This is a genomic window from Kluyvera huaxiensis, assembly GCF_040149365.1.
Lineage (GTDB): Bacteria > Pseudomonadota > Gammaproteobacteria > Enterobacterales > Enterobacteriaceae > Kluyvera > Kluyvera intermedia_A.
The window spans coordinates 94,217-114,239 of sequence record NZ_JBEFLV010000005.1 but is presented as its reverse complement, the minus strand read 5'-3'; the positions used below and the strand labels follow the sequence as shown (position 1 = coordinate 114,239).

The following is a 20,023-nucleotide window of genomic DNA, read 5'->3' as shown; positions in this document are numbered from 1 at the left end:
TTGTAAATCCCTGCCTTATGGCGGGGATTTTTTTTATCTACAGTTCGCTAAAATGCCAGCCTGACTCGCACCACTCCAGACAGTGCGTCAACTTAAGCCCCTGCAAAAAAATCTCATCATGAGATACCACCAGCATTGCGCCGGGAAAATTAGCCAGCGCTGACTCAATCGCCTGCACCGATGCTAAATCCAGATGGTTAGTGGGTTCATCCAGTAACAGCAGTTGCGTCGACTCCCGCCGCCAGAGTACGCATGCCAGCGCCGCTTTTAATCGTTCACCTCCGCTAAGCATAGCCAGTGGCAAATTTACCTTGTCTGCGCCAAGCTGCAGTTGCGCTAGTCGAGTGCGAATCATCCCTTCATCCAATGGCGTTTCCCCGGCGTGCAGATGCGCTATCACCGACAGAGACAAATCCAACTGTGTCAGGTGCTGATCCAACCAAGCAGCTGTGACCGATAGCTGACAGTGCCCGGATATTGGTGCCTCCAGTCCTACCAGCGTTTTCAGTAGCGTTGTTTTCCCGCAGCCGTTTGGCCCGCGAAGCGCTACCCGCATCGGCCCCGCCATCCGCCAGTCGAGGGGGGATAACCTCTGGTGCGCCAATTGCAGCGCCTCCAGGACGAGGATCTGCTTTCCGGCCGCAACATGGCTACCCGGCAGCGTAAACATCACCGGATTATTATCTTCAACCCGCTCACGGGCCTGCTTCACCGCGCTATCCAGGGCACTATTTTGCTCCCGATGTTGGCGCAATAACGTTCCGGGGCGTTCGCGCGCCGCGCCTTTGTATTTCACCCGTTCAAACGAAGCGATATTCAGGCTATCCACGGTCCGAAGCGTCTTTGCCGAGCGCCGTTGACAGTCATCATGCTCTTTATGTATTCGTGCACGAGTGCGTCGGCGTTCGGTGGCCGCATGCTCAAGCGCCGCACGTGCGGCATTCTGCTCGGCATCGCGCTGCTGCTGGTAGTCGGTAAAATTTCCGCCGTAGCTACGCAACGCGGTCGGGGTGAGTTCGAGAATACGCGGCATGCGTGACAGCAACTCACGATCGTGGCTGGCGATAAGCGCGCCACCACGCCAGCTTTCAAGCTGCCGGTAGAGCCATTCACGGCCGCGTCTGTCCAGGTGGTTGGTCGGTTCGTCCAGCAGAAGGTAGTCAGACCCCGAGATAAACGCCGCGCAGAGTAAGGCTTTAATCCGCTCACCGCCGCTAAGAGAAGAGGCAAGCCGCCGTGGCGAAAAGGCTCCCAACCCCGCATCCTGAAACGCCGCATCGAGACGTACCGGTAGATCCCAGAATCCGTCCAGGGTATCGATGTCTTCTGCCAATGCATGGCCACATTCAAGGCGTCGCAGAGCCGCAAAAATGGGCGTATAGCCCAGAAGTTCAGCGAGTGTAGCTTCGGGAAAAATGTCGTGCTGCTGTGCCACATAGGCGTGAGAAGAGAAATATTCGATATGACCCGTCGATGGCCTCTCCACGCCGGCCAGCAGACGTAGAAGCCGCGTTTTACCTACGCCATTACGCCCAACAAGTCCGCAGAGCGACTTCTCCAGCGAAAGATTCAGCGGGCCAAAAAGGGTATCACCCGTCGCGAACTGACAGGAAACCTGATGCAAAATATAAGAAGGGGATTGCGCACAATGGGCCATAAGCACTCCTGAGTGAAATCAATAACTCCCCTGCTTGCAGCATGCTGCTCAGCAAGGATTCGAATTCAGCAGGTGTGTTTGTCCATTTTCAGTGTGCCTCAGTGAGACGAGGGATTCGTCGCCGCACAGGATAAACGCATTGCGTTACGCAATTCAAGGTTCTTTTTTGTGCACCTTACGGGTTCATCCTGTACCCACTACCATCCATCACCCTTTCACCGTCCCCTTTGGCGTCATGAATTACAGACATAAAAAAACCTGCCCGAGGGCAGGTTTTTGACTATCCAAAAGCGATTACTGCAGCAGGGAAATATCCGCTACCTGCAGGAACAGATCGCGCAGTTTGGACAGCAGCGTCAGGCGGTTGATACGCACATCTTTGTCTTCGGCGTTAACCATCACGTTCTCGAAGAACTCATCCACCGGCTCACGCAGGGATGCCAGTTCAACCAGCGCTTCCTGGTAACGGCCTTCAGCAAAGTACGGCTGCAGCTTATCGCGCAGAACAACCAGGTTGCTGGCCAGCTTAATCTCCGCCGCTTCTTTCAGTACCGACGCATGAACGATGTCATTCAGCGTTTCGTCAGATTTCGCGAGGATATTCGATACGCGTTTGTTGGCCGCAGCCAGCGCAGAAGACTCTTCCAGGGTACGGAAGTGTGAAACTGCCTTCATACGTGCATCAAAGTCTGCTGGACGCGTTGGACGACGCGCCAGTACCGCTTGAATGGTATCGACGGTGTAACCTTCATCCTGATACCAGGCGCGGAAACGACCGAGCATGAAGTCGATAACTTCATCCACCACTTTGGCGTTAGTCAGCTTGTCACCGTACAGACGAACCGCTTCTTCGGTCAGCGTTTGCAGATCGAGATTCAGGTTTTTCTCAACGATGATACGCAGCACGCCGAGCGCCGCACGACGCAGCGCAAACGGGTCTTTATCGCCTTTCGGATGCTGGCCGATACCGAAGATACCCGCCAGGGTGTCCATCTTATCGGCAATCGCTACAGCACAAGCAACCGGGTTGGACGGCAGGTCATCGCCAGCAAAGCGCGGCTGATACTGCTCGTTCAGGGCAACAGCCACATCTTCCGCTTCGCCATCGTGACGCGCGTAGTGCATCCCCATCACGCCCTGGGTGTCGGTGAACTCGAAGACCATGTTGGTCATCAGGTCACACTTGGACAGCAGGCCCGCGCGGGTGGCGTGATTAACGTCAGCGCCAATCTGTGCGGCAATCCAGCCCGCCAGAGCCTGAATGCGATCGGTCTTGTCACGCAGCGTACCGAGCTGTTGCTGGAACAGAACGGTTTGCAGACGCGGCAGATGATCTTCCAGGCGTTTTTTGCGGTCAGTATTGAAGAAGAACTCGGCATCCGCCAGACGTGGACGAACCACTTTTTCGTTACCAGAGATAATCTGGATTGGATCTTTCGATTCAATGTTGGCAACGAAGATGAAGTTTGGCAGCAGTTTGCCCGCGTTGTCGTAAACCGGGAAATACTTCTGGTCGCCCTTCATGGTGTAAACCAGCGCTTCGGCTGGAACCGCGAGGAATTTCTCTTCGAATTTCGCCGTCAGAACAACCGGCCATTCCACCAGGGAGGCCACTTCTTCCAGCAGGCTTTCGCTCAGATCGGCGTTACCGCCAATTTTGCGCGCCGCTTCTTCAGCATCGGCTTTGATTTTGGCTTTACGTTGTTCATAGTCAGCAATGACTTTGCCGCGCTCAGCCAGAATTTGTGGATACTGATCGGCATTGTCGATGGTGAATTCCGGCTCGCCCATAAAGCGATGGCCGCGAATCACGCGATCGGACTGAATGCCGAGAATGGTTGCAGGAACGACTTTATCGCCGAGCAGCAGGGTCACGGTGTGAATCGGACGCACAAACTGCACGTCGGACGCGCCCCAGCGCATCAGTTTTGGAATTGGCAGCTTAGCCAGCGAGGTCGCAATCATGTTCGGCAGCAGCGCTTCGGTGCTTTCGCCCTTCACGTGTGCGCGATACAGCAGCCATTCACCTTTATCGGTGGTCAGACGTTCAGCCTGATCGACGGTAATACCGCAGCCACGTGCCCAACCTTCGGCCGCTTTGCTTGGTTTACCTTCCGCGTCGAACGCCTGGGCAATCGCCGGGCCGCGTTTTTCGACTTCGCGATCGGCCTGTGCAGCCGCCAGATTTGCCACTTTCAGCGCCAGACGACGCGGTGCAGCAAACCATTCAACTTTACCGTGCGCGAGGCCAGCGTTATCCAGCTCTGCGGTCACGTTCGCAGCAAAGGATTCAGCCAGGCTGCGCAGTGCTTTTGGTGGCAGCTCTTCTGTGCCGATTTCCACCAGGAAAGTTTTCTCAGACATGGCCGCCTCTTATTTATTCTTGTTGCACATCGGGAAGCCAAGGGCTTCACGGGAAGCATAGTAAGCTTCTGCCACTGCTTTAGTCAGGGTGCGAATACGCAGGATATAGCGCTGACGCTCGGTGACGGAGATGGCTTTACGCGCATCCAGCAGGTTAAAGCTATGGGCGGCTTTCAGAATACGCTCGTAGGCAGGCAGAGGCAGCGGGTTTTCCAGCGCCAGCAGCTGCTGAGCTTCTTTCTCGTACTGCTCGAAGCAGGTAAACAGGAAGTCCACATCGGCGTATTCGAAGTTGTAGGTGGATTGCTCCACTTCGTTCTGATGGAACACGTCGCCGTAGGTAGTTTTACCCAGCGGGCCGTCGCTCCAGACCAGATCGTAAACGCTGTCCACGCCCTGGATATACATCGCCAGACGTTCCAGACCGTAGGTGATTTCACCGGTCACCGGTTTACATTCCATGCCGCCAACCTGCTGGAAGTAGGTGAACTGCGTCACTTCCATACCGTTCAGCCACACTTCCCAACCCAGACCCCAGGCACCCAGCGTTGGGTTTTCCCAGTTATCTTCCACGAAACGAATATCGTGAATGGTTGGATCCATACCCAGCTCTTTCAGAGACCCGAGGTACAGCTCCTGGATGTTGTCCGGAGACGGTTTAATCACTACCTGGAACTGATAGTAGTGCTGTAAACGGTTCGGGTTTTCGCCATAGCGGCCATCGGTTGGACGGCGGGATGGCTGCACGTAGGCAGTTGCCATTGGCTCTGGGCCCAATGCACGCAGGCATGTCATTGGGTGAGAAGTGCCCGCGCCAACTTCCATGTCCAGTGGTTGAACAATGGTGCAGCCCTGACGAGCCCAGTAATCCTGTAAGGTCAGGATCAGGCCCTGGAAGGTCCTGGTATCAAACTTTTGCATATGATTTCGTGCTGGATACGTGTGGATTTATAGGAAGGATCCAGTATACCCGCTGGCTGCGAGATATACAGTACGAAACGGGGTTGTTTAGGGAAAATTGGGGAAAACCGAGCGAATTTTACTGGATTCTCTCCTGATCTAGCGCATCGAGAGATGTAAAAAACTGCCGTCCGCATCAAAAGAGCAGACAAAACTTTCATTCTGCGCAGTATAGCCGCGGAGCTCATAGCTGCCCTGATAACGCTCAAAACCGGTCACGTCGATTTTCTTCGACGCCGTATTATAACGCTGGGCCGCGTTATTTTTGCATAGCTGCTCCATTTCCAGCGAGAGCGCAGGATTCACTCTGGCGCTTTGCGTTTTCTGCACCACCGGCGGTTCCGCCGTCGAGCACCCTACCAGCAGGATACCAACCAGCAAAAGCGGGAGAGACTTCATCATCATTATTTCTATTTCCGGGCGGTTATTTTAGGCTGTAGCCCTTTATGCCACCGCATTGTGCGAATCTCGCAGCGACTCCACAAGTACGGGGCGGAAAACTCAGAATTATCCATTGAAATAGCGCCAGCTAAGGCGAGTCTGAATCTCTATTAATAGCCAGGAAAAAGGCATCTGATGCAAGCAAAGATTAATTGGATTGATAACCTACGCGGAATCGCCTGTCTGATGGTGGTGATGATCCACACCACCACCTGGTTTGTGACCAATCCACATCAAATCACGCCACTCAGTTGGGATTTCGCCAACGTCCTTAATTCTGCATCTCGCGTCAGCGTTCCACTGTTTTTTATGATTTCGGGCTTTCTGTTTTTCGGCCCGCGTAGCGCTCAGCCGCGCCATTTTCTGCGTATCGCCCTGTGTCTTTTATTCTACAGCGCTATAGCACTCCTCTTTATCGCCGCCTTCACCCACATCAATGTGGAAATGTCATTGAAAAACCTGCTGCAAAAACCGGTGTTCTACCATCTGTGGTTTTTCTTCGCCATCATGGTGATTTACCTGGTTTCTCCGCTGATTGAGGTCAAAGCCATTAGCGGGAAGATGCTGCTGGCGCTAATGGTGGTGATTGGCATTGTGGCGAACCCTAATACGGTTTCACTCAGCAGCGATGGGGCAAAATGGCTGCCAGTCAACCTGTACATCAACGGCGATACCTTCTACTACGTGCTGTACGGATTACTGGGCCGCGCGCTGGGCATGATGGAAACCAGCCGCAAATCGCTAACGTGGGTCTGCGGCCTGCTGTTTGTCGCGGCGGTATGGGTGATTTCGCGGGGAACGCTTTATGAACTGCAGTGGCGCGGTAATTTTGCCGACACCTGGTATGTTTACTGCGGGCCAATGGTGTTTATCAGCGCGGCGGCGCTGTTTATTGTTATCAAGAACACGCTAAACCAGCGCGTTATCCCCGGGCTGGGGTTGATTTCACGGCATTCGCTGGGTATTTACGGTTTCCACGCCTTTATTATCTATGCGCTGCGTAGCTGGAATATTGACCTCAAAAACTGGCCAGCGCTGGATATCCTGTGGGTTTTCGCCGCCACACTCGCCGGTAGCCTGCTCCTTTCTCTGGCCCTACAGCGCGTAGATAAGCGACGGCTGGTTAGCTAGTTTGCTGTAGCGATGATGCCCTCAAACCGGACGAACCGTACATGCAGGCAAACCATGCCAGCACGGATAGTCCTTTGTAGGCAAGCGCCAGCGGCATATTCAAGACGCCGACCAATAGCAGCCCAGCCGCCAGGAGCAGCATCAGCCCACAAAGCCTTTCAAACTGCTGAGTGACGGCCTGGCGGTGCGCAACGATAGCAAAACTTCCCAGCACCAGCACCGCCAGAAAATAGCCTTTATCTTCCAGCTGCGGGCACGCCCGCCAAAGGCAGAAAAGGTACAGTAAAACGCCGAAAATAAGCGCGATGCGTGGTGACTTAACGATATCCCTCATGGTGCATCTCCCTCATCCCTCACGTCACCATTATGGCCAGAGATTTATTTTTCACATCACAACAGCCAGAAAGAGCACCAGTTTCAGAATTCATCAATATGGAATATCAATGAGACGTTAGCGAAGAGCGGCAAACGACCCGCCCCGGAAGGCGCGGGTCGAAGGGGCATCAGGACATTAAAGGCAGAAGCTGCTGATAGATTTGACGGAACGTTTTACGCAATGGCGCATAGTACGCCACGCGCTCGGCATCAGGATGATGCGCCTGCTCCAGAGCCAACTGCGGTAATAACTCCGCGTATGACCTGTCTTTACAGATGGCCAACTGCGCCAGGCGGGCAGCGCCAAGCGCCGGGCCGACATCGCCACCGGTGCGGTAATCAAGCTGCTTGCCACAAATATCCGCCAACATTTGACGCCAATAGGCGCTACGTGCGCCGCCGCCAATGAGGGTGATGCTCTTCGGCTCAACGCCGCAGGCATGAACAACGTCCATCCCGTCGGCTAGCGCGAAGCCAACGCCTTCCAGAACCGCACGCGCCAGTTCGGCTGGGCCATGCTGATGCGTGAGACCGAAGAACACGCCTTTAGCCTCGGGGTTGTTGTGCGGCGTGCGCTCACCGGAAAGATACGGCAGGAACCAGACAGGACCTGCGCTCACATCCGCCGTTTGCGCGGCGTCAATCAGCGCAGGAACCGTCCCTAGCCCCGTAAGCTTCGCCGCCCAATCCAGGCAAGATGCGGCACTGAGCATGACTGACATTAAGTGCCAGCGACCAGGTAACGCGTGGCAGAAGCTGTGCACCGCGCTTTCCGGTTTACTCAGGAAGCCTTCGCTAACAGCGAAATAGACGCCCGATGTGCCCAACGACAGCATTGCCTGCCCGGCATCCGCCATTCCGACGCCAACCGCACCGGCGGCATTATCCCCGCCGCCGGCAACAACCGGCACCGCTGGAATTTTCCAGGCGCTGGCAACCGATGCCAGCAGATGCCCGGTAATGTCACAGCCTTCAAACAGCGCGGGCATATTGTCGCGAGTCAGACCACAGGCCGCGAGCATTTCATCGCTCCAGTCACGCTTCGCCACGTCCATCCACATTGTGCCCGCCGCGTCGGACATATCGCTGGCAAACTCGCCGGTCATCCGCAGCCGCAGATAATCTTTAGGCAAAAGGACCTTATCAACCTGGCGAAAAATCTCCGCTTCATGGCGCTGCACCCACAGCAGTTTCGGCGCGGTAAAACCGGGCATCATCAAATTGCCGGTGATTTGCCGTGAAGTCTTCACCTGCGCTTCCAGCAGCTCGCACTCTTCCGCACAGCGGCCATCGTTCCACAAAATCGCCGGACGCAGCACATTTTGCTGTTTATCCAGCAGAGTCGCCCCGTGCATTTGCCCGGCAATCCCCAGCGCTTTCACACCCTGTAGGCTATGCTGCGCGGCTAACCCTTTCATGGCGCGATCGGTTGCCTGCCACCACTGCTCAGGATCCTGTTCTGACCAAAGAGGGTGCGGACGAGAAACCGTCAATTTTTCTGTTTGCGAAGCCAGCACGGTGCCCTGCTCATCAAGCAGGATCGCCTTTACGCCAGACGTTCCGAGATCTATGCCGATATACATCGCGACTGCTCCTTTAATTAGTACGATGCCCGGCAAGCTTACGCTCCCGGGCATTATTTATCCTGCAGGACTCAAACCTTACTTATCGAACAGGTAGTGGTTAACCAGCCCTTCTAGCAGTTCCTGATGACCGCTCTGATGCTGCGGCGCCAGCTGATGCTGCTCGGCGTATTTCGCCAGTTCCTGCAGTGACATCTGGCCTTTAAGGATCTGCTGGCCCAATTCGCCGTTCCAGCCGGCATAGCGTTTAGCGACGCGTTTATCCAGTTCTCCGCCTTCAACCATGCGGGCAGCCACTTTCAGCGACAGCGCCATGGTATCCATTGCGCCGATATGACCATAGAACAGGTCGTATTTGTCGGTGCTCTGGCGACGAACTTTGGCATCAAAGTTCATCCCGCCGGTGGTGAAACCGCCCGCTTTAAGGATTTCATACATCACCAGCGCGTTTTCTTCTACGCTGTTCGGGAACTGGTCGGTATCCCAGCCCAGCTGCGGGTCGCCACGGTTGGCATCCACGGAGCCAAACAGACCCAGCGCAATCGCAGTGGCAATTTCATGATGGAAAGAGTGACCCGCCAGCGTCGCGTGGTTGGCCTCGATATTCAGCTTAATCTCTTTTTCCAGGCCGAACTGTTTCAGGAAGCCATATACCGTTGACGCATCGTAGTCATACTGGTGCTTGGTTGGCTCCTGCGGTTTGGGTTCAATCAGCAGGGTGCCCTGGAAACCGATTTTGTGTTTGTGCTCGACCACCATCTGCATGAAGCGGCCAATCTGCTCGCGCTCCTGACGCAGGTCGGTATTGAGCAGGGTCTCGTAACCTTCACGACCGCCCCACAGCACATAGTTTTCGCCGCCCAGTTTGTGGGTCGCATTCATGGCGGTGAACACCTGAGTTGCCGCCATGCTGAACACTTCCGGGTCCGGGTTAGTTGCCGCACCGGCACCGTAACGTGGGTTAGTGAAGCAGTTTGCAGTCCCCCACAGCAGCTTCACGCCGCTCTGCTGTTGTTTTTCTGCCAGCACATCGACCATCTGAGCAAAATTATTCAGGTACTCTTTCAGGTTTGCGCCTTCCGGAGAAACGTCGACATCATGGAAACAATAGTAAGGAACATTCAGTTTGTGGAAGAATTCAAACGCCACGTCAGCTTTACGTTTCGCACGCTCGATGGCTTCGCCCGGCTGCTGCCATGGACGATCAAATGAGCCAACACCGAACATATCTGCGCCGTTCCAGCAGAAGGTGTGCCAGTAGCAGGCGGCAAAGCGCAGATGGTCTTCCATACGTTTACCCAGCACCAGCTCGTCCGGGTTGTAGTGGCGGAAGGCCAGCGGATTCTCGGTTTTTGGGCCTTCGAAACGAACACGATCCAGTTGGTCGAAATAAGCTTGCATAATGAACTCCATAATCTGACACGCGGCGAGGAATACTTCGTGTTGTCATACTGAATACTGAATTGCCGTTGCTCAATTACGTTATTTCACACTGCTATTAAGATAATCCACAAATGTGCGCTGGCTCGCAAAATAAAAGGTTCTCCATCTTCTCTTTTTCGTAAATCTTGCATTTGATGATTTTAAAATCAGATCGCGGTCAAAAATTAGAAATTAAACGAAATATCGTAATGGGAAGATAAAAATCTGTAATTGCCAGCCGCTATATACATGTTAAAAATTTGCTGCGTGTTAAGTCATCCCTGTTTCTTTTATCGCCAATCTCATCTCCTATCCCTACAGAAGGCATTACGATTATGAAGATAAAGAACCTTTGCCTCACACTCTGCGCATCGCTCCTCCTGACCAGCATGGCAAGCAGCGCCAAAGAAGTTAAAATCGGCATGGCTATTGATGATCTGCGCCTTGAGCGCTGGCAGAAAGACCGCGATATCTTTGTGAATAAGGCCGAACAGCTGGGCGCAAAAGTGTTTGTTCAGTCCGCAAACGGCAACGAAGAGACTCAGATGTCGCAGATTGAAAATATGATCAATCGCGGCGTCGATGTCCTTGTTATTATTCCTTATAATGGCCAGGTACTTAGCAACGTAATTAAAGAAGCAAAACAAGAAGGAATTAAAGTCCTCGCCTATGACCGTATGATTAATAATGCCGATATCGATTTCTACATTTCTTTCGATAACGAAAAAGTGGGTGAAATGCAGGCGCAAAGTCTGGTCAACCAGGTTCCTCAGGGTAATTATTTCCTGATGGGCGGCTCCCCGGTTGATAATAATGCCAAACTTTTCCGTGCCGGCCAGATGAAAGTATTAAAACCGTATATTGACGATGGCAAAATTAAAGTCGTCGGCGATCAATGGGTTGACGGCTGGCTACCGGAAAATGCGCTGAAGATTATGGAAAATGCGCTGACCGCCAACAATAACAAAGTTGATGCCGTTGTTGCCTCAAACGACGCCACCGCCGGTGGGGCTATCCAGGCGCTAAGCGCGCAGGGACTGGCGGGAAAAGTGGCTATCTCCGGTCAGGATGCAGACCTTGCGGGTATCAAACGTATCATGAACGGTACACAGACCATGACCGTGTATAAGCCGATAACGCTGCTGGCAAACAGCGCCGCAGAGATCGCCGTCGAGCTGGGCAATGGTCAACAGCCGAAGTCAGATGCCACGCTGAATAATGGCCTGAAAGACGTCCCATCCCGCCTGCTTACCCCAATTGAAGTCAATAAAACCAATATTGACGAGACCGTCGTAAAAGATGGTTTCCATAAGAAAAGCGAACTCTAAATGGCATGCCCCAGCCTGGCGCTGGGGCGGCCTGGCCGGCGGTAATTTCCGCAGGCCAGGTTAACGTGGAGCACAAGCACTTATGCCGTATTTACTCGAAATGAAGAACATCACCAAAACCTTTGGGGTCATTAAGGCTATCGACAATGTCAGCCTACGATTAAACCCAGGCGAAGTGGTTTCCCTGTGCGGTGAGAACGGCTCCGGCAAATCGACCTTAATGAAGGTGTTATGTGGCATTTACCCACATGGCAGCTACGACGGTGAGATTATTTTTGCCGGGGAGACACTCCAGCCGACACATATTCGTGATACCGAACGCAAGGGTATCGCGATTATTCACCAGGAGCTGGCGTTGGTTAAGCACTTGACCGTGCTGGAAAATATTTTCCTTGGGGCGGAAGTCAGCCGCCACGGCGTGCTCGATTACGACACCATGACGTTACGCTGCGAGAAACTCCTCGCTCAGGTCAATCTGGCGATTTCGCCGGATACCCGAGTAGGTGATTTAGGGCTTGGCCAACAGCAGCTGGTTGAAATCGCCAAAGCGCTGAATAAACAGGTGCGGCTGCTGATCCTCGATGAACCCACCGCCTCATTAACCGAGCAAGAGACCGCGGTGCTGCTGGATATCATCCGTGACCTGCAAAACCACGGCATCGCCTGCGTCTATATCTCCCATAAGCTTAACGAAGTGAAGGCGATTTCCGACACCATCTGCGTTATCCGCGATGGTCAACATATTGGCACCCGCGATGCCAGCAGCATGACCGAAGATGACATCATCACCATGATGGTCGGACGTGAGCTGACGGCTCTGTATCCGAACGAGCCCCACGCGGCGGGAGATGAGATCCTGCGCGTAGAACATCTCACCGCCTGGCATCCGGTTAACCGCCACATTAAACGCGTTAACGATATTTCGTTTAGCCTGAAACGCGGGGAAATCCTCGGCATCGCTGGGCTGGTCGGCGCCGGGCGCACCGAGGCGGTACAGTGCCTGTTCGGCGTCTGGCGCGGCCGCTGGGAAGGGAAAGTGTTCATTGATGGTAAACAGGTCGATATCCGCAATTGTCAGCAGGCAATTGCCCACGGTATCGCCATGGTGCCGGAAGACCGCAAAAAAGATGGCATTGTACCGGTGATGGCGGTTGGCAAAAATATCACCCTCGCCGCGCTAAATGATTTTAGCGGTGCGTTAAGCAGTCTCGACGACGCGAAAGAACAGCAGTGCATTTTGCAATCTATCCAGCGCCTGAAAGTTAAAACCTCTTCACCCGATCTCGCCATCGGACGCTTGAGCGGCGGCAACCAGCAGAAAGCCATTCTGGCGCGCTGCCTGTTGCTAAATCCACGCATCCTGATTCTCGATGAACCGACACGAGGTATCGATATTGGCGCGAAGTATGAAATCTACAAACTGATCAACCAACTGGTGCAGCAAGGCATTGCCGTCATCGTGATCTCCTCTGAATTACCGGAAGTGCTGGGTCTCAGCGACCGGGTGCTGGTTATGCATGAAGGAAAACTCAAAGCCGACCTGGTGAACCATAACCTGACCCAGGAACAAGTGATGGAAGCCGCCTTAAGGAGCGAACGCCATGTCGAAAAACAATCCGTCTGAACTCAAACTGGCAGCCCCTGCGCCGTCTGCGGCGCTGCGGCTAAAATCACTGAATCTGCAGGTCTTCGTCATGATCGCCGCGATCGTAGTGATCATGCTGTTCTTCACCTGGACCACCGACGGCGCGTATCTCAGCGCACGTAATGTTTCTAACCTGCTGCGCCAGACCGCTATTACCGGCATCCTGGCGGTGGGTATGGTGTTTGTCATTATCTCCGCCGAAATCGATCTGTCCGTCGGCTCAATGATGGGATTGCTGGGTGGGGCAGCGGCAATTTTTGACGTCTGGCTCGGCTGGCCGCTGCCGTTAACCATCATCGTGACGCTGGCTATGGGTCTGGTGCTTGGCGCGTGGAACGGGTGGTGGGTGGCCTATCGCAAGGTGCCTTCGTTTATCGTCACGCTCGCCGGAATGCTCGCCTTCCGCGGCATATTGATTGGTATCACCAACGGCACGACCGTCTCGCCTACCAGCGCCGCTATGTCGCAAATTGGCCAGAGCTATCTGCCAGACGGGGTTGGCTTCACCTTCGGTGCCATCGGGCTGATGGCATTTGTCGCCTGGCAGTGGCGAGGCCGGATGCGCCGCCAGTCGCTGGGTCTTGCGACTCCCGCCTCCACCGGAATGGTGGGTCGTCAGTCGTTGACGGCGGTCATTGTTCTGGGCGCTATCTGGCTGCTCAACGATTACCGAGGGGTTCCTACACCCGTGCTGCTGCTGACGCTGCTGATGCTGGCAGGAATGTTTATGGCCATGCGTACCGCCTTCGGTCGGCGCATTTATGCCATCGGCGGGAATATTGAAGCCGCCCGCCTGTCGGGCATTAACGTCGAGCGTAACAAGCTGGCCGTATTCGCCATTAACGGCCTGATGGTGGCGATTGCCGGGCTGATTCTCAGCTCACGCCTGGGCGCCGGTTCGCCCTCGGCGGGGAATATTGCCGAACTGGATGCGATCGCCGCATGCATTATCGGTGGCACCAGCCTCGCGGGCGGCGTCGGCAGCGTGGCTGGGGCCGTTATGGGAGCATTTATTATGGCGTCTCTCGACAACGGAATGAGTATGATGGACGTCCCGACTTTCTGGCAATATATCGTTAAAGGTGCGATTTTATTGCTTGCCGTCTGGATGGACTCCGCCACCAAACGGCGCGCGTAATTGCCTGGCCGTGGTGTTGCCGATAGCGTCTGCGGCAGCCCCCTCATGATTCACGAGGAACCCTGAACCATGTTTGGAAAACGTCACCGCGTGACGCTGTTATTCAACGCTAACAAAGCCTTCGACCGTCAGGTGGTCGAAGGTGTGGGTGAATATTTACAGGCGTCGCAGTCAGAGTGGGATATCTTCATTGAAGAAGATTTTCGCGCGCGTATTGAAAACATCAAAGAGTGGCTCGGAGATGGCGTTATCGCCGACTACGACGACCCCACCATCGAGGCGCTGCTGACCGATGTCAATGTGCCTATCGTCGGCGTTGGCGGCTCTTACCACCGCCAGGAGCAGTATCCGCCGGTTCACTACATCGCGACCGATAACTATGCGCTGGTTGAAAGCGCATTTTTGCATTTGAAGGAAAAAGGGGTCCATCGTTTCGCATTCTACGGCCTGCCCACCGCCAGTGGTAAACGCTGGGCCGAGGAGCGCGAGTACGCGTTTAGCCAGATCGTCGCCAAAGAGAAATACCGCGGCGTGATTTATCAGGGCCAGGAAACCGCGCCAGAGAACTGGCAGCATGCCCAGAATCGGCTGGCCGATTGGCTGCAAACGCTGCCGCCGCAAACCGGGATCATCGCAGTCACCGATTCCCGCGCACGCCATATTTTGCAAGCCTGTGAGCATCTGCATATCCCGGTGCCAGAAAAACTCTGCGTTATCGGTATCGACAATGAAGAATTGACCCGCTATCTCTCCCGCGTGGCGCTCTCGTCGGTGGCGCAAGGCGCACGCCAGATGGGCTATCAGGCCGCTAAGCTGATGCAGAGGCTGCTCGATAGTGAAGTCCTGCCGCTACAACGCGTGTTGGTGCCGCCCATGCGGGTGATGGAGCGCCGCTCTACGGACTATCGTTCGTTGAACGATCCGGCCGTCATTCAGGCCATGCACTACATCCGCAATAACGCCTGTAAGGGCATCAAGGTCGAACAGGTGCTGGATTCTGTGGGCATTTCTCGCTCTAACCTCGAAAAGCGTTTTAAAGAAGAAGTCGGCGAGACCATTCATGCGGTGATCCACAGCGAGAAGCTGGAAAAAGCGCGCAGCCTGCTGGTCTCAACTTCGCTGTCGATCAACGAAATCTCGCAGATGTGCGGCTACCCGTCGCTGCAGTACTTCTATTCTGTCTTTAAGAAAGAGTATGACACCACGCCGAAAGAGTATCGGGAGCAGCATAGCGAGGCGCTGATTCAGGCTTAATCCGCGAGCGCCGCCCCACCTGAGCACAACGTTCAGCCGGTTTACAGGTAAAAAAAAGCCTTCCAGTGATGGAAGGCTTTTTTATTCTTCAAGTCCGATTACATATGTGCGGCAATCAGACGCTGGTTGTCCTGGTACATCGCGAACAGATAGTCGTTGTAGCTAGAACCTTTGGTCGAATACCCTTTCAGCTTATGAATCATCGCGGTAGCGGTGACTTCCTGATCCGTCTTACGCAACTGCGCGCGTGATTTACGGAATGAGGCATAGGCTGGATGAGTGTTCAGGTTACTTGCGTACGCCTGTACGGACTCTTTAACTGACTCAAACTTGGTGTAGCCGTTAACTGAACCCGAGCCGTTTTTACAACCTTTACCGCATTTCATGCCGAACAGGTTGTTGTTGGTCCGCGCCAGCTTAGAAGTACCCCAGCCGCTTTCTGCTGCAGCCATGGTGGCAACCATGCTACCCGGGATAATATCCACGCGCTCAAGCAAAGAGTTCCACGGCACCTTACGGGTGTTGCCGTTCCAGCTAATTTTGTAGCGAGCGGCAATGTCTTTCAGACGCGCACGCTCAGACGGCGACCAACGGCCTTCGTACTGTTTGGAAACCAACCAGTTACGATCCGCCGTGATGGCAGCATTTTGACTCGTGATATAAGGCATTACCGTCCGGAGAAACGCTCTTTTCCTTGGTGTCCCGGAAGGGTATTTTCGCAAATCAGGAAGTGAACTGCTCTTTACACTATTGCGAGAATACTCTTGCTTACTGCTGGCCTTACTAAAACTTGTCTTTGTTACCGAGGCTTTCTGATGCTTTGTTACCGTGTGTGTTTTTGCGAACACCCCACCTGAAAATGTGCAGATGAGTAACATTAGTATCGCGGCCCCATATCGTCGAATGGGTGTCGATATCATTAGGTCTCCTGGTCGGATGCAATCATTCCAACGCCTTCTTATTTCATAAAATTGAGAGCTGAATCTCAAATTATAGCAAAAATAGCCCGTAAACGCACGTACAAGAAATAGTCCGATTCCGAAACGACCCCACGGACGCGATTCAGCATATGACAATTTACACAGGTAAAATGCCGGGCAGCTCTCATTTTAGTTCATTTTTTGACCTTCATCACTCAGCCCTTTCCCTCCTCCTGATTCAAGGATGAGCCCAGTGCAGCTAACGGCTGGCACACTAAAGAAAAAACCTTCTGGCACAGGATATTGGAATGAAACTCGCCGCTATCATACCGTTACTGTTCCCCGCCCTCGCTAGCGCTGCAAGCTGGACGATAGATGACTTCCCTGCCTTTTCCGCCGACGGGACGGGAAAATTCAGCAGCCAAAAAACACTCACGAAGGGTACTCGCCCTCTCAGACTGAATTTTGACCGCAAGTGCTGGCAGCCCACTTCCGCTATTCGGCTCAATCAGATGCTGTCTCTGGAGCCCTGTCGGGGGGATGCTCCCCAGTGGCGACTGTTCCGCGATGGCGTGTATACGCTGGAAGTGGACACCCGATCCGGTACACCAACGCTGACGATTGCGGTTAAAAGCGCCGCCGAGAGCAACGTAGAACAGGTCAACGTCCGCCAGTGCCCTCGCTGGGATGGAAAACCGCTGACGCTGGATGTCGGCAAAACATTTGCGGAGGGTAGTACCGTCCGCGATTTCTACAGCGGACAAACGGCGGTGGTGCAACAAGGAAAAATCACGCTCCAGCCTGCCGACGGCAGCAATGGCCTGTTGTTGCTTGAAAGTGCAGACGTAACTCAGAGCGCACCGTTTAGCTGGCATAACGCCACGGTTTATTTCGTACTGACCGACCGCTTCGTCAACGGTGATACCCGCAACGACAATAGCTATGGTCGCCATAAAGATGGTATGCAGGAAATTGGCACCTTCCACGGTGGCGATCTTAAGGGGCTCATCAGTAAGCTCGATTATCTGCAAGAGCTAGGCGTTAACGCGCTGTGGATAAGCTCGCCGCTGGAGCAGATCCACGGTTGGGTCGGCGGCGGCACCAAAGGTGATTTCCCTCATTATGCCTATCATGGTTACTACACCCAGGACTGGACACGGCTTGATGCCAATATGGGCACCGAGGACGACCTGCGCGCGCTGGTCGATGGCGCCCACCAGCGTGGCATTCGCATTCTGTTTGATGTCGTCATGAATCACACCGGTTACGCCACGCTTGCTGATATGCAGCAATATCAGTTTGGCGCGCTGTACCTACAAGGCGATGAGATAAGCAAAACGCTGGGCCAGCACTGGACCAACTGGAAACCGGGCCCAGGGCAGAGCTGGCACAGCTTTAACGACTACATCAATTTCAGCGATAAAGCCGGATGGGAAAAGTGGTGGGGCAAAGCCTGGATCCGTACCGACATTGGCGATTATGACAATCCCGGCTTTGACGATCTGACCATGTCGCTGGCGTTCTTACCCGATCTGAAAACCGAGTCCACCACGCCGGCCGGACTACCCAATTTCTATCGTCACAAACCGGATACCCGCGCCAAAGCTATCGACGGCTACACGCCGCGCGACTACCTCACCCACTGGCTCAGCCAATGGGTGCGCGATTACGGCATTGATGGTTTTCGTGTTGATACCGCCAAACATGTTGAAATGGCGGGATGGCAGCAGTTGAAAACGCAGTCTATTGAAGCGCTCGCCGCATGGAAAAAAGCCAACCCGCAAAAGGCGCTGGATGACGCGCCATTCTGGATGACAGGCGAGGCCTGGGGTCATGGTGTAATGGAGAGCGAATATTACCGCCATGGCTTTGACGCCATGATTAACTTTGATTACCAGGATCAGGCGACGAAAGCCGCAAGTTGTCTGGCGAATATCGATCTCACCTGGCAGCAAATGGCCGACAAACTACAGCACTTTAATGTCCTGAGCTATCTATCATCCCACGATACCCGTCTGTTCCGGGAGAACGGCAGTCACGCCGCCGAACTGTTGCTGCTGACTCCCGGCACGGTGCAAATTTTCTACGGCGATGAGTCCAACCGTCCATTTGGCCCAACCGGCTCTGACCCACTACAGGGCACGCGTTCACAGATGAACTGGCAGGATATCGCAGGCAAGTCTGCCGAGACGGTAGAACACTGGCAGAAACTGGGGCAATTCCGCGCTCGTCATTCTGCCGTTGGCATGGGTAAACAAACGACGCTCTCATTACCCCAGGGTTACGGTTTTGTCCGTGAAAATGGGCAGGATAAAGTGATGGTGGTTTGGGCCGGTAATCTCTGATTTAGACTTCACATGACCCTGCGCCTCAGGTGCAGGGTTATCAGAATAAAAAACCACTAAGCAGTTAATATGACGCGTTATACGCTACGCAAGCCTCCGAGGGGCCATTTGCACCACATCGTGAGTGGCGTTATCGTTACCCACTTCACAGAACAAGCAATAGAAAATCAGCTATGACATTCTCACTTTTCGGCGACAAGTTTACCCGCCATACAGGCATCGCCCGCCTGATGGAAGACCTCAACGACGGTTTACGCACCCCTGGCGCTATCATGCTCGGCGGCGGTAATCCGGCGCAGATCCCAGAGATGAATTCATACTTCACGAATCTCCTGGCTGAGATGCTGGAAAGCGGCAAACTCTCTGAAGCACTTTGTAATTATGATGGCCCGCAGGGGAAGAACGATCTGCTGGTTGCCCTCGCCGATATGCTGCGTAATGAATTAGGTTGGGAGATTGGCCCACAGAATATTGCACTGACAAATGGCAGCCAAAGCGCATTTTTCTACTTGTTTAATCTGTTTGCTGGGCGTCGCGCGGATGGCACCACCCGCAAGGTGCTTTTCCCTCTGACACCAGAGTATATCGGCTACGCGGATTCGGGACTCGAAGACGACCTCTTCGTTTCCACCCGTCCTCATATTGAGTTGCTTCCTGAAGGGCAGTTTAAGTACCACGTCGATTTCGATAATTTGCCGATTGGTGAAGACACCGGGATGATTTGCGTCTCGCGCCCAACCAACCCAACGGGTAACGTCATCACCGATGACGAAGTGAAACAGCTGGATGCGTTAGCTACCCAGCACGGCGTACCGCTGGTTATCGACAACGCCTATGGCGTTCCCTTCCCGGGAATCATCTTCAGCGAAGCCACGCCGCTGTGGAATCCAAACACCGTACTGTGCATGAGTCTATCCAAACTTGGCCTGCCGGGCAGTCGCTGCGGGATTATTATCGCCAGCGAAGAGATTATTACCGCCATCAGCAACATGAACGGCATTATCAGCCTTGCCCCCGGCGGGGTTGGGCCTGCCATCATGTGCGAAATGATCAAGCGCAAGGAGCTGCTGCACTTATCTGAAACGGTGATCAAACCGTTTTACTACCAGCGGGTACAGGAAACGATCGCGACTATTCGCCGCTATCTGCCCGAAGAGCGCTGCCTCATCCATAAACCGGAAGGGGCTATTTTCCTGTGGCTGTGGTTTAAAGATTTGCCCATTACCACTGAAGAACTGTATCAGCGGTTGAAAAAACGCGGCGTTCTGATGGTCCCTGGCGACTTATTCTTCCCGGGCCTGGATAAACCCTGGGAGCATACTCATCAATGTATGCGTATGAACTATGTTCCGGAGCCAGAAAAAATAGAAGCAGGAGTTAAGATCCTTGCCGAAGAAATTGAAATAGCCTGGAACGAAAGCCTGTAATATAGGATATATCAGCCTCTAATTATAGAGGTT

The 20,023-nt window shown here is 53.9% G+C and carries 15 protein-coding genes; 7 read left to right on the top strand and 8 right to left on the bottom strand.

Annotation, left to right across the window (positions count from 1 at the left end; genetic code table 11):
* Window positions 1–37: 37 nt before the first annotated feature.
* The 4 genes from ABOC97_RS07340 to ABOC97_RS07325 all read right to left on the bottom strand — a co-directional run bounded on the left by ABOC97_RS07340 (window position 38) and on the right by ABOC97_RS07325 (window position 5,386).
* Entirely contained in the window at window positions 38–1,657 is a 1,620-nt protein-coding gene (locus ABOC97_RS07340; RefSeq protein ID WP_349595776.1) for an ABC-F family ATP-binding cassette domain-containing protein, read from the bottom strand.
* A 294-nt stretch (window positions 1,658–1,951) separates the two neighbouring features.
* Complete coding sequence (glyS, locus tag ABOC97_RS07335; protein WP_349595773.1) at window positions 1,952–4,021, bottom strand: glycine--tRNA ligase subunit beta; 2,070 nt, start codon at window positions 4,019–4,021, stop codon at window positions 1,952–1,954.
* A 9-nt stretch (window positions 4,022–4,030) separates the two neighbouring features.
* Complete coding sequence (glyQ, locus tag ABOC97_RS07330; protein WP_061284525.1) at window positions 4,031–4,942, bottom strand: glycine--tRNA ligase subunit alpha; 912 nt, start codon at window positions 4,940–4,942, stop codon at window positions 4,031–4,033.
* Between the two features lie 138 nt (window positions 4,943–5,080).
* Window positions 5,081–5,386 (bottom strand): YsaB family lipoprotein, encoded by a 306-nt coding sequence (locus ABOC97_RS07325; RefSeq protein WP_234501896.1) that lies wholly within the window; start codon window positions 5,384–5,386, stop codon window positions 5,081–5,083.
* 171 nt (window positions 5,387–5,557) lie between these two features.
* Between ABOC97_RS07325 and ABOC97_RS07320 the strand changes: the two genes are divergently transcribed.
* Window positions 5,558–6,553, top strand: a complete 996-nt coding sequence (locus tag ABOC97_RS07320; protein ID WP_349595769.1) for an acyltransferase — start codon at window positions 5,558–5,560, stop codon at window positions 6,551–6,553.
* Here ABOC97_RS07320 and ABOC97_RS07315 read toward each other — a convergent pair.
* The 3 genes from ABOC97_RS07315 to xylA all read right to left on the bottom strand — a co-directional run bounded on the left by ABOC97_RS07315 (window position 6,546) and on the right by xylA (window position 9,912).
* Entirely contained in the window at window positions 6,546–6,887 is a 342-nt protein-coding gene (locus ABOC97_RS07315; RefSeq protein ID WP_349595766.1) for a YiaA/YiaB family inner membrane protein, read from the bottom strand. The genes ABOC97_RS07320 and ABOC97_RS07315 overlap by 8 nt on opposite strands.
* A 169-nt stretch (window positions 6,888–7,056) precedes the next feature.
* Complete coding sequence (gene xylB, locus ABOC97_RS07310; protein ID WP_349595764.1) at window positions 7,057–8,511, bottom strand: xylulokinase; 1,455 nt, start codon at window positions 8,509–8,511, stop codon at window positions 7,057–7,059.
* 78 nt (window positions 8,512–8,589) lie between these two features.
* A complete protein-coding gene (xylA, locus tag ABOC97_RS07305) occupies window positions 8,590–9,912 on the bottom strand; it encodes a xylose isomerase (RefSeq protein WP_349595761.1) in 1,323 nt (440 codons plus the stop codon).
* A 356-nt stretch (window positions 9,913–10,268) separates the two neighbouring features.
* Between xylA and xylF the strand changes: the two genes are divergently transcribed.
* From xylF to xylR, 4 genes are all read left to right on the top strand, one after another.
* Window positions 10,269–11,261, top strand: coding sequence for a D-xylose ABC transporter substrate-binding protein (gene xylF / locus ABOC97_RS07300; RefSeq protein ID WP_349595758.1), 993 nt, complete (start codon window positions 10,269–10,271; stop codon window positions 11,259–11,261).
* A gap of 82 nt (window positions 11,262–11,343) precedes the next feature.
* Window positions 11,344–12,885: a xylose ABC transporter ATP-binding protein gene (locus ABOC97_RS07295; RefSeq protein WP_349595755.1), complete on the top strand. Its 1,542-nt coding sequence runs from the start codon at window positions 11,344–11,346 to the stop codon at window positions 12,883–12,885.
* Complete coding sequence (gene xylH, locus ABOC97_RS07290) at window positions 12,863–14,044, top strand: xylose ABC transporter permease XylH (RefSeq protein ID WP_349595753.1); 1,182 nt, start codon at window positions 12,863–12,865, stop codon at window positions 14,042–14,044. The genes ABOC97_RS07295 and xylH overlap by 23 nt, the downstream gene beginning before the upstream one ends.
* A 69-nt stretch (window positions 14,045–14,113) precedes the next feature.
* A complete protein-coding gene (xylR, locus tag ABOC97_RS07285) occupies window positions 14,114–15,298 on the top strand; it encodes a D-xylose utilization transcriptional activator XylR (protein ID WP_349595750.1) in 1,185 nt (394 codons plus the stop codon).
* A gap of 98 nt (window positions 15,299–15,396) precedes the next feature.
* On the opposite strand, the gene ABOC97_RS07280 is transcribed toward xylR, so the two are convergent.
* Window positions 15,397–16,218: a protein bax gene (locus ABOC97_RS07280; protein WP_349595748.1), complete on the bottom strand. Its 822-nt coding sequence runs from the start codon at window positions 16,216–16,218 to the stop codon at window positions 15,397–15,399.
* Between the two features lie 308 nt (window positions 16,219–16,526).
* On the opposite strand from ABOC97_RS07280, the gene ABOC97_RS07275 reads away from it, so the two are divergent.
* Together ABOC97_RS07275 and avtA are read left to right on the top strand one after the other, a co-directional pair.
* Window positions 16,527–18,563, top strand: a complete 2,037-nt coding sequence (locus ABOC97_RS07275; RefSeq protein WP_349595746.1) for an alpha-amylase — start codon at window positions 16,527–16,529, stop codon at window positions 18,561–18,563.
* Between the two features lie 173 nt (window positions 18,564–18,736).
* The gene (avtA, locus tag ABOC97_RS07270) at window positions 18,737–19,990 is read left to right on the top strand and encodes a valine--pyruvate transaminase (protein ID WP_349595744.1); all 1,254 of its coding nucleotides are present in this window, start codon (window positions 18,737–18,739) and stop codon (window positions 19,988–19,990) included.
* Window positions 19,991–20,023 lie beyond the last annotated feature (33 nt).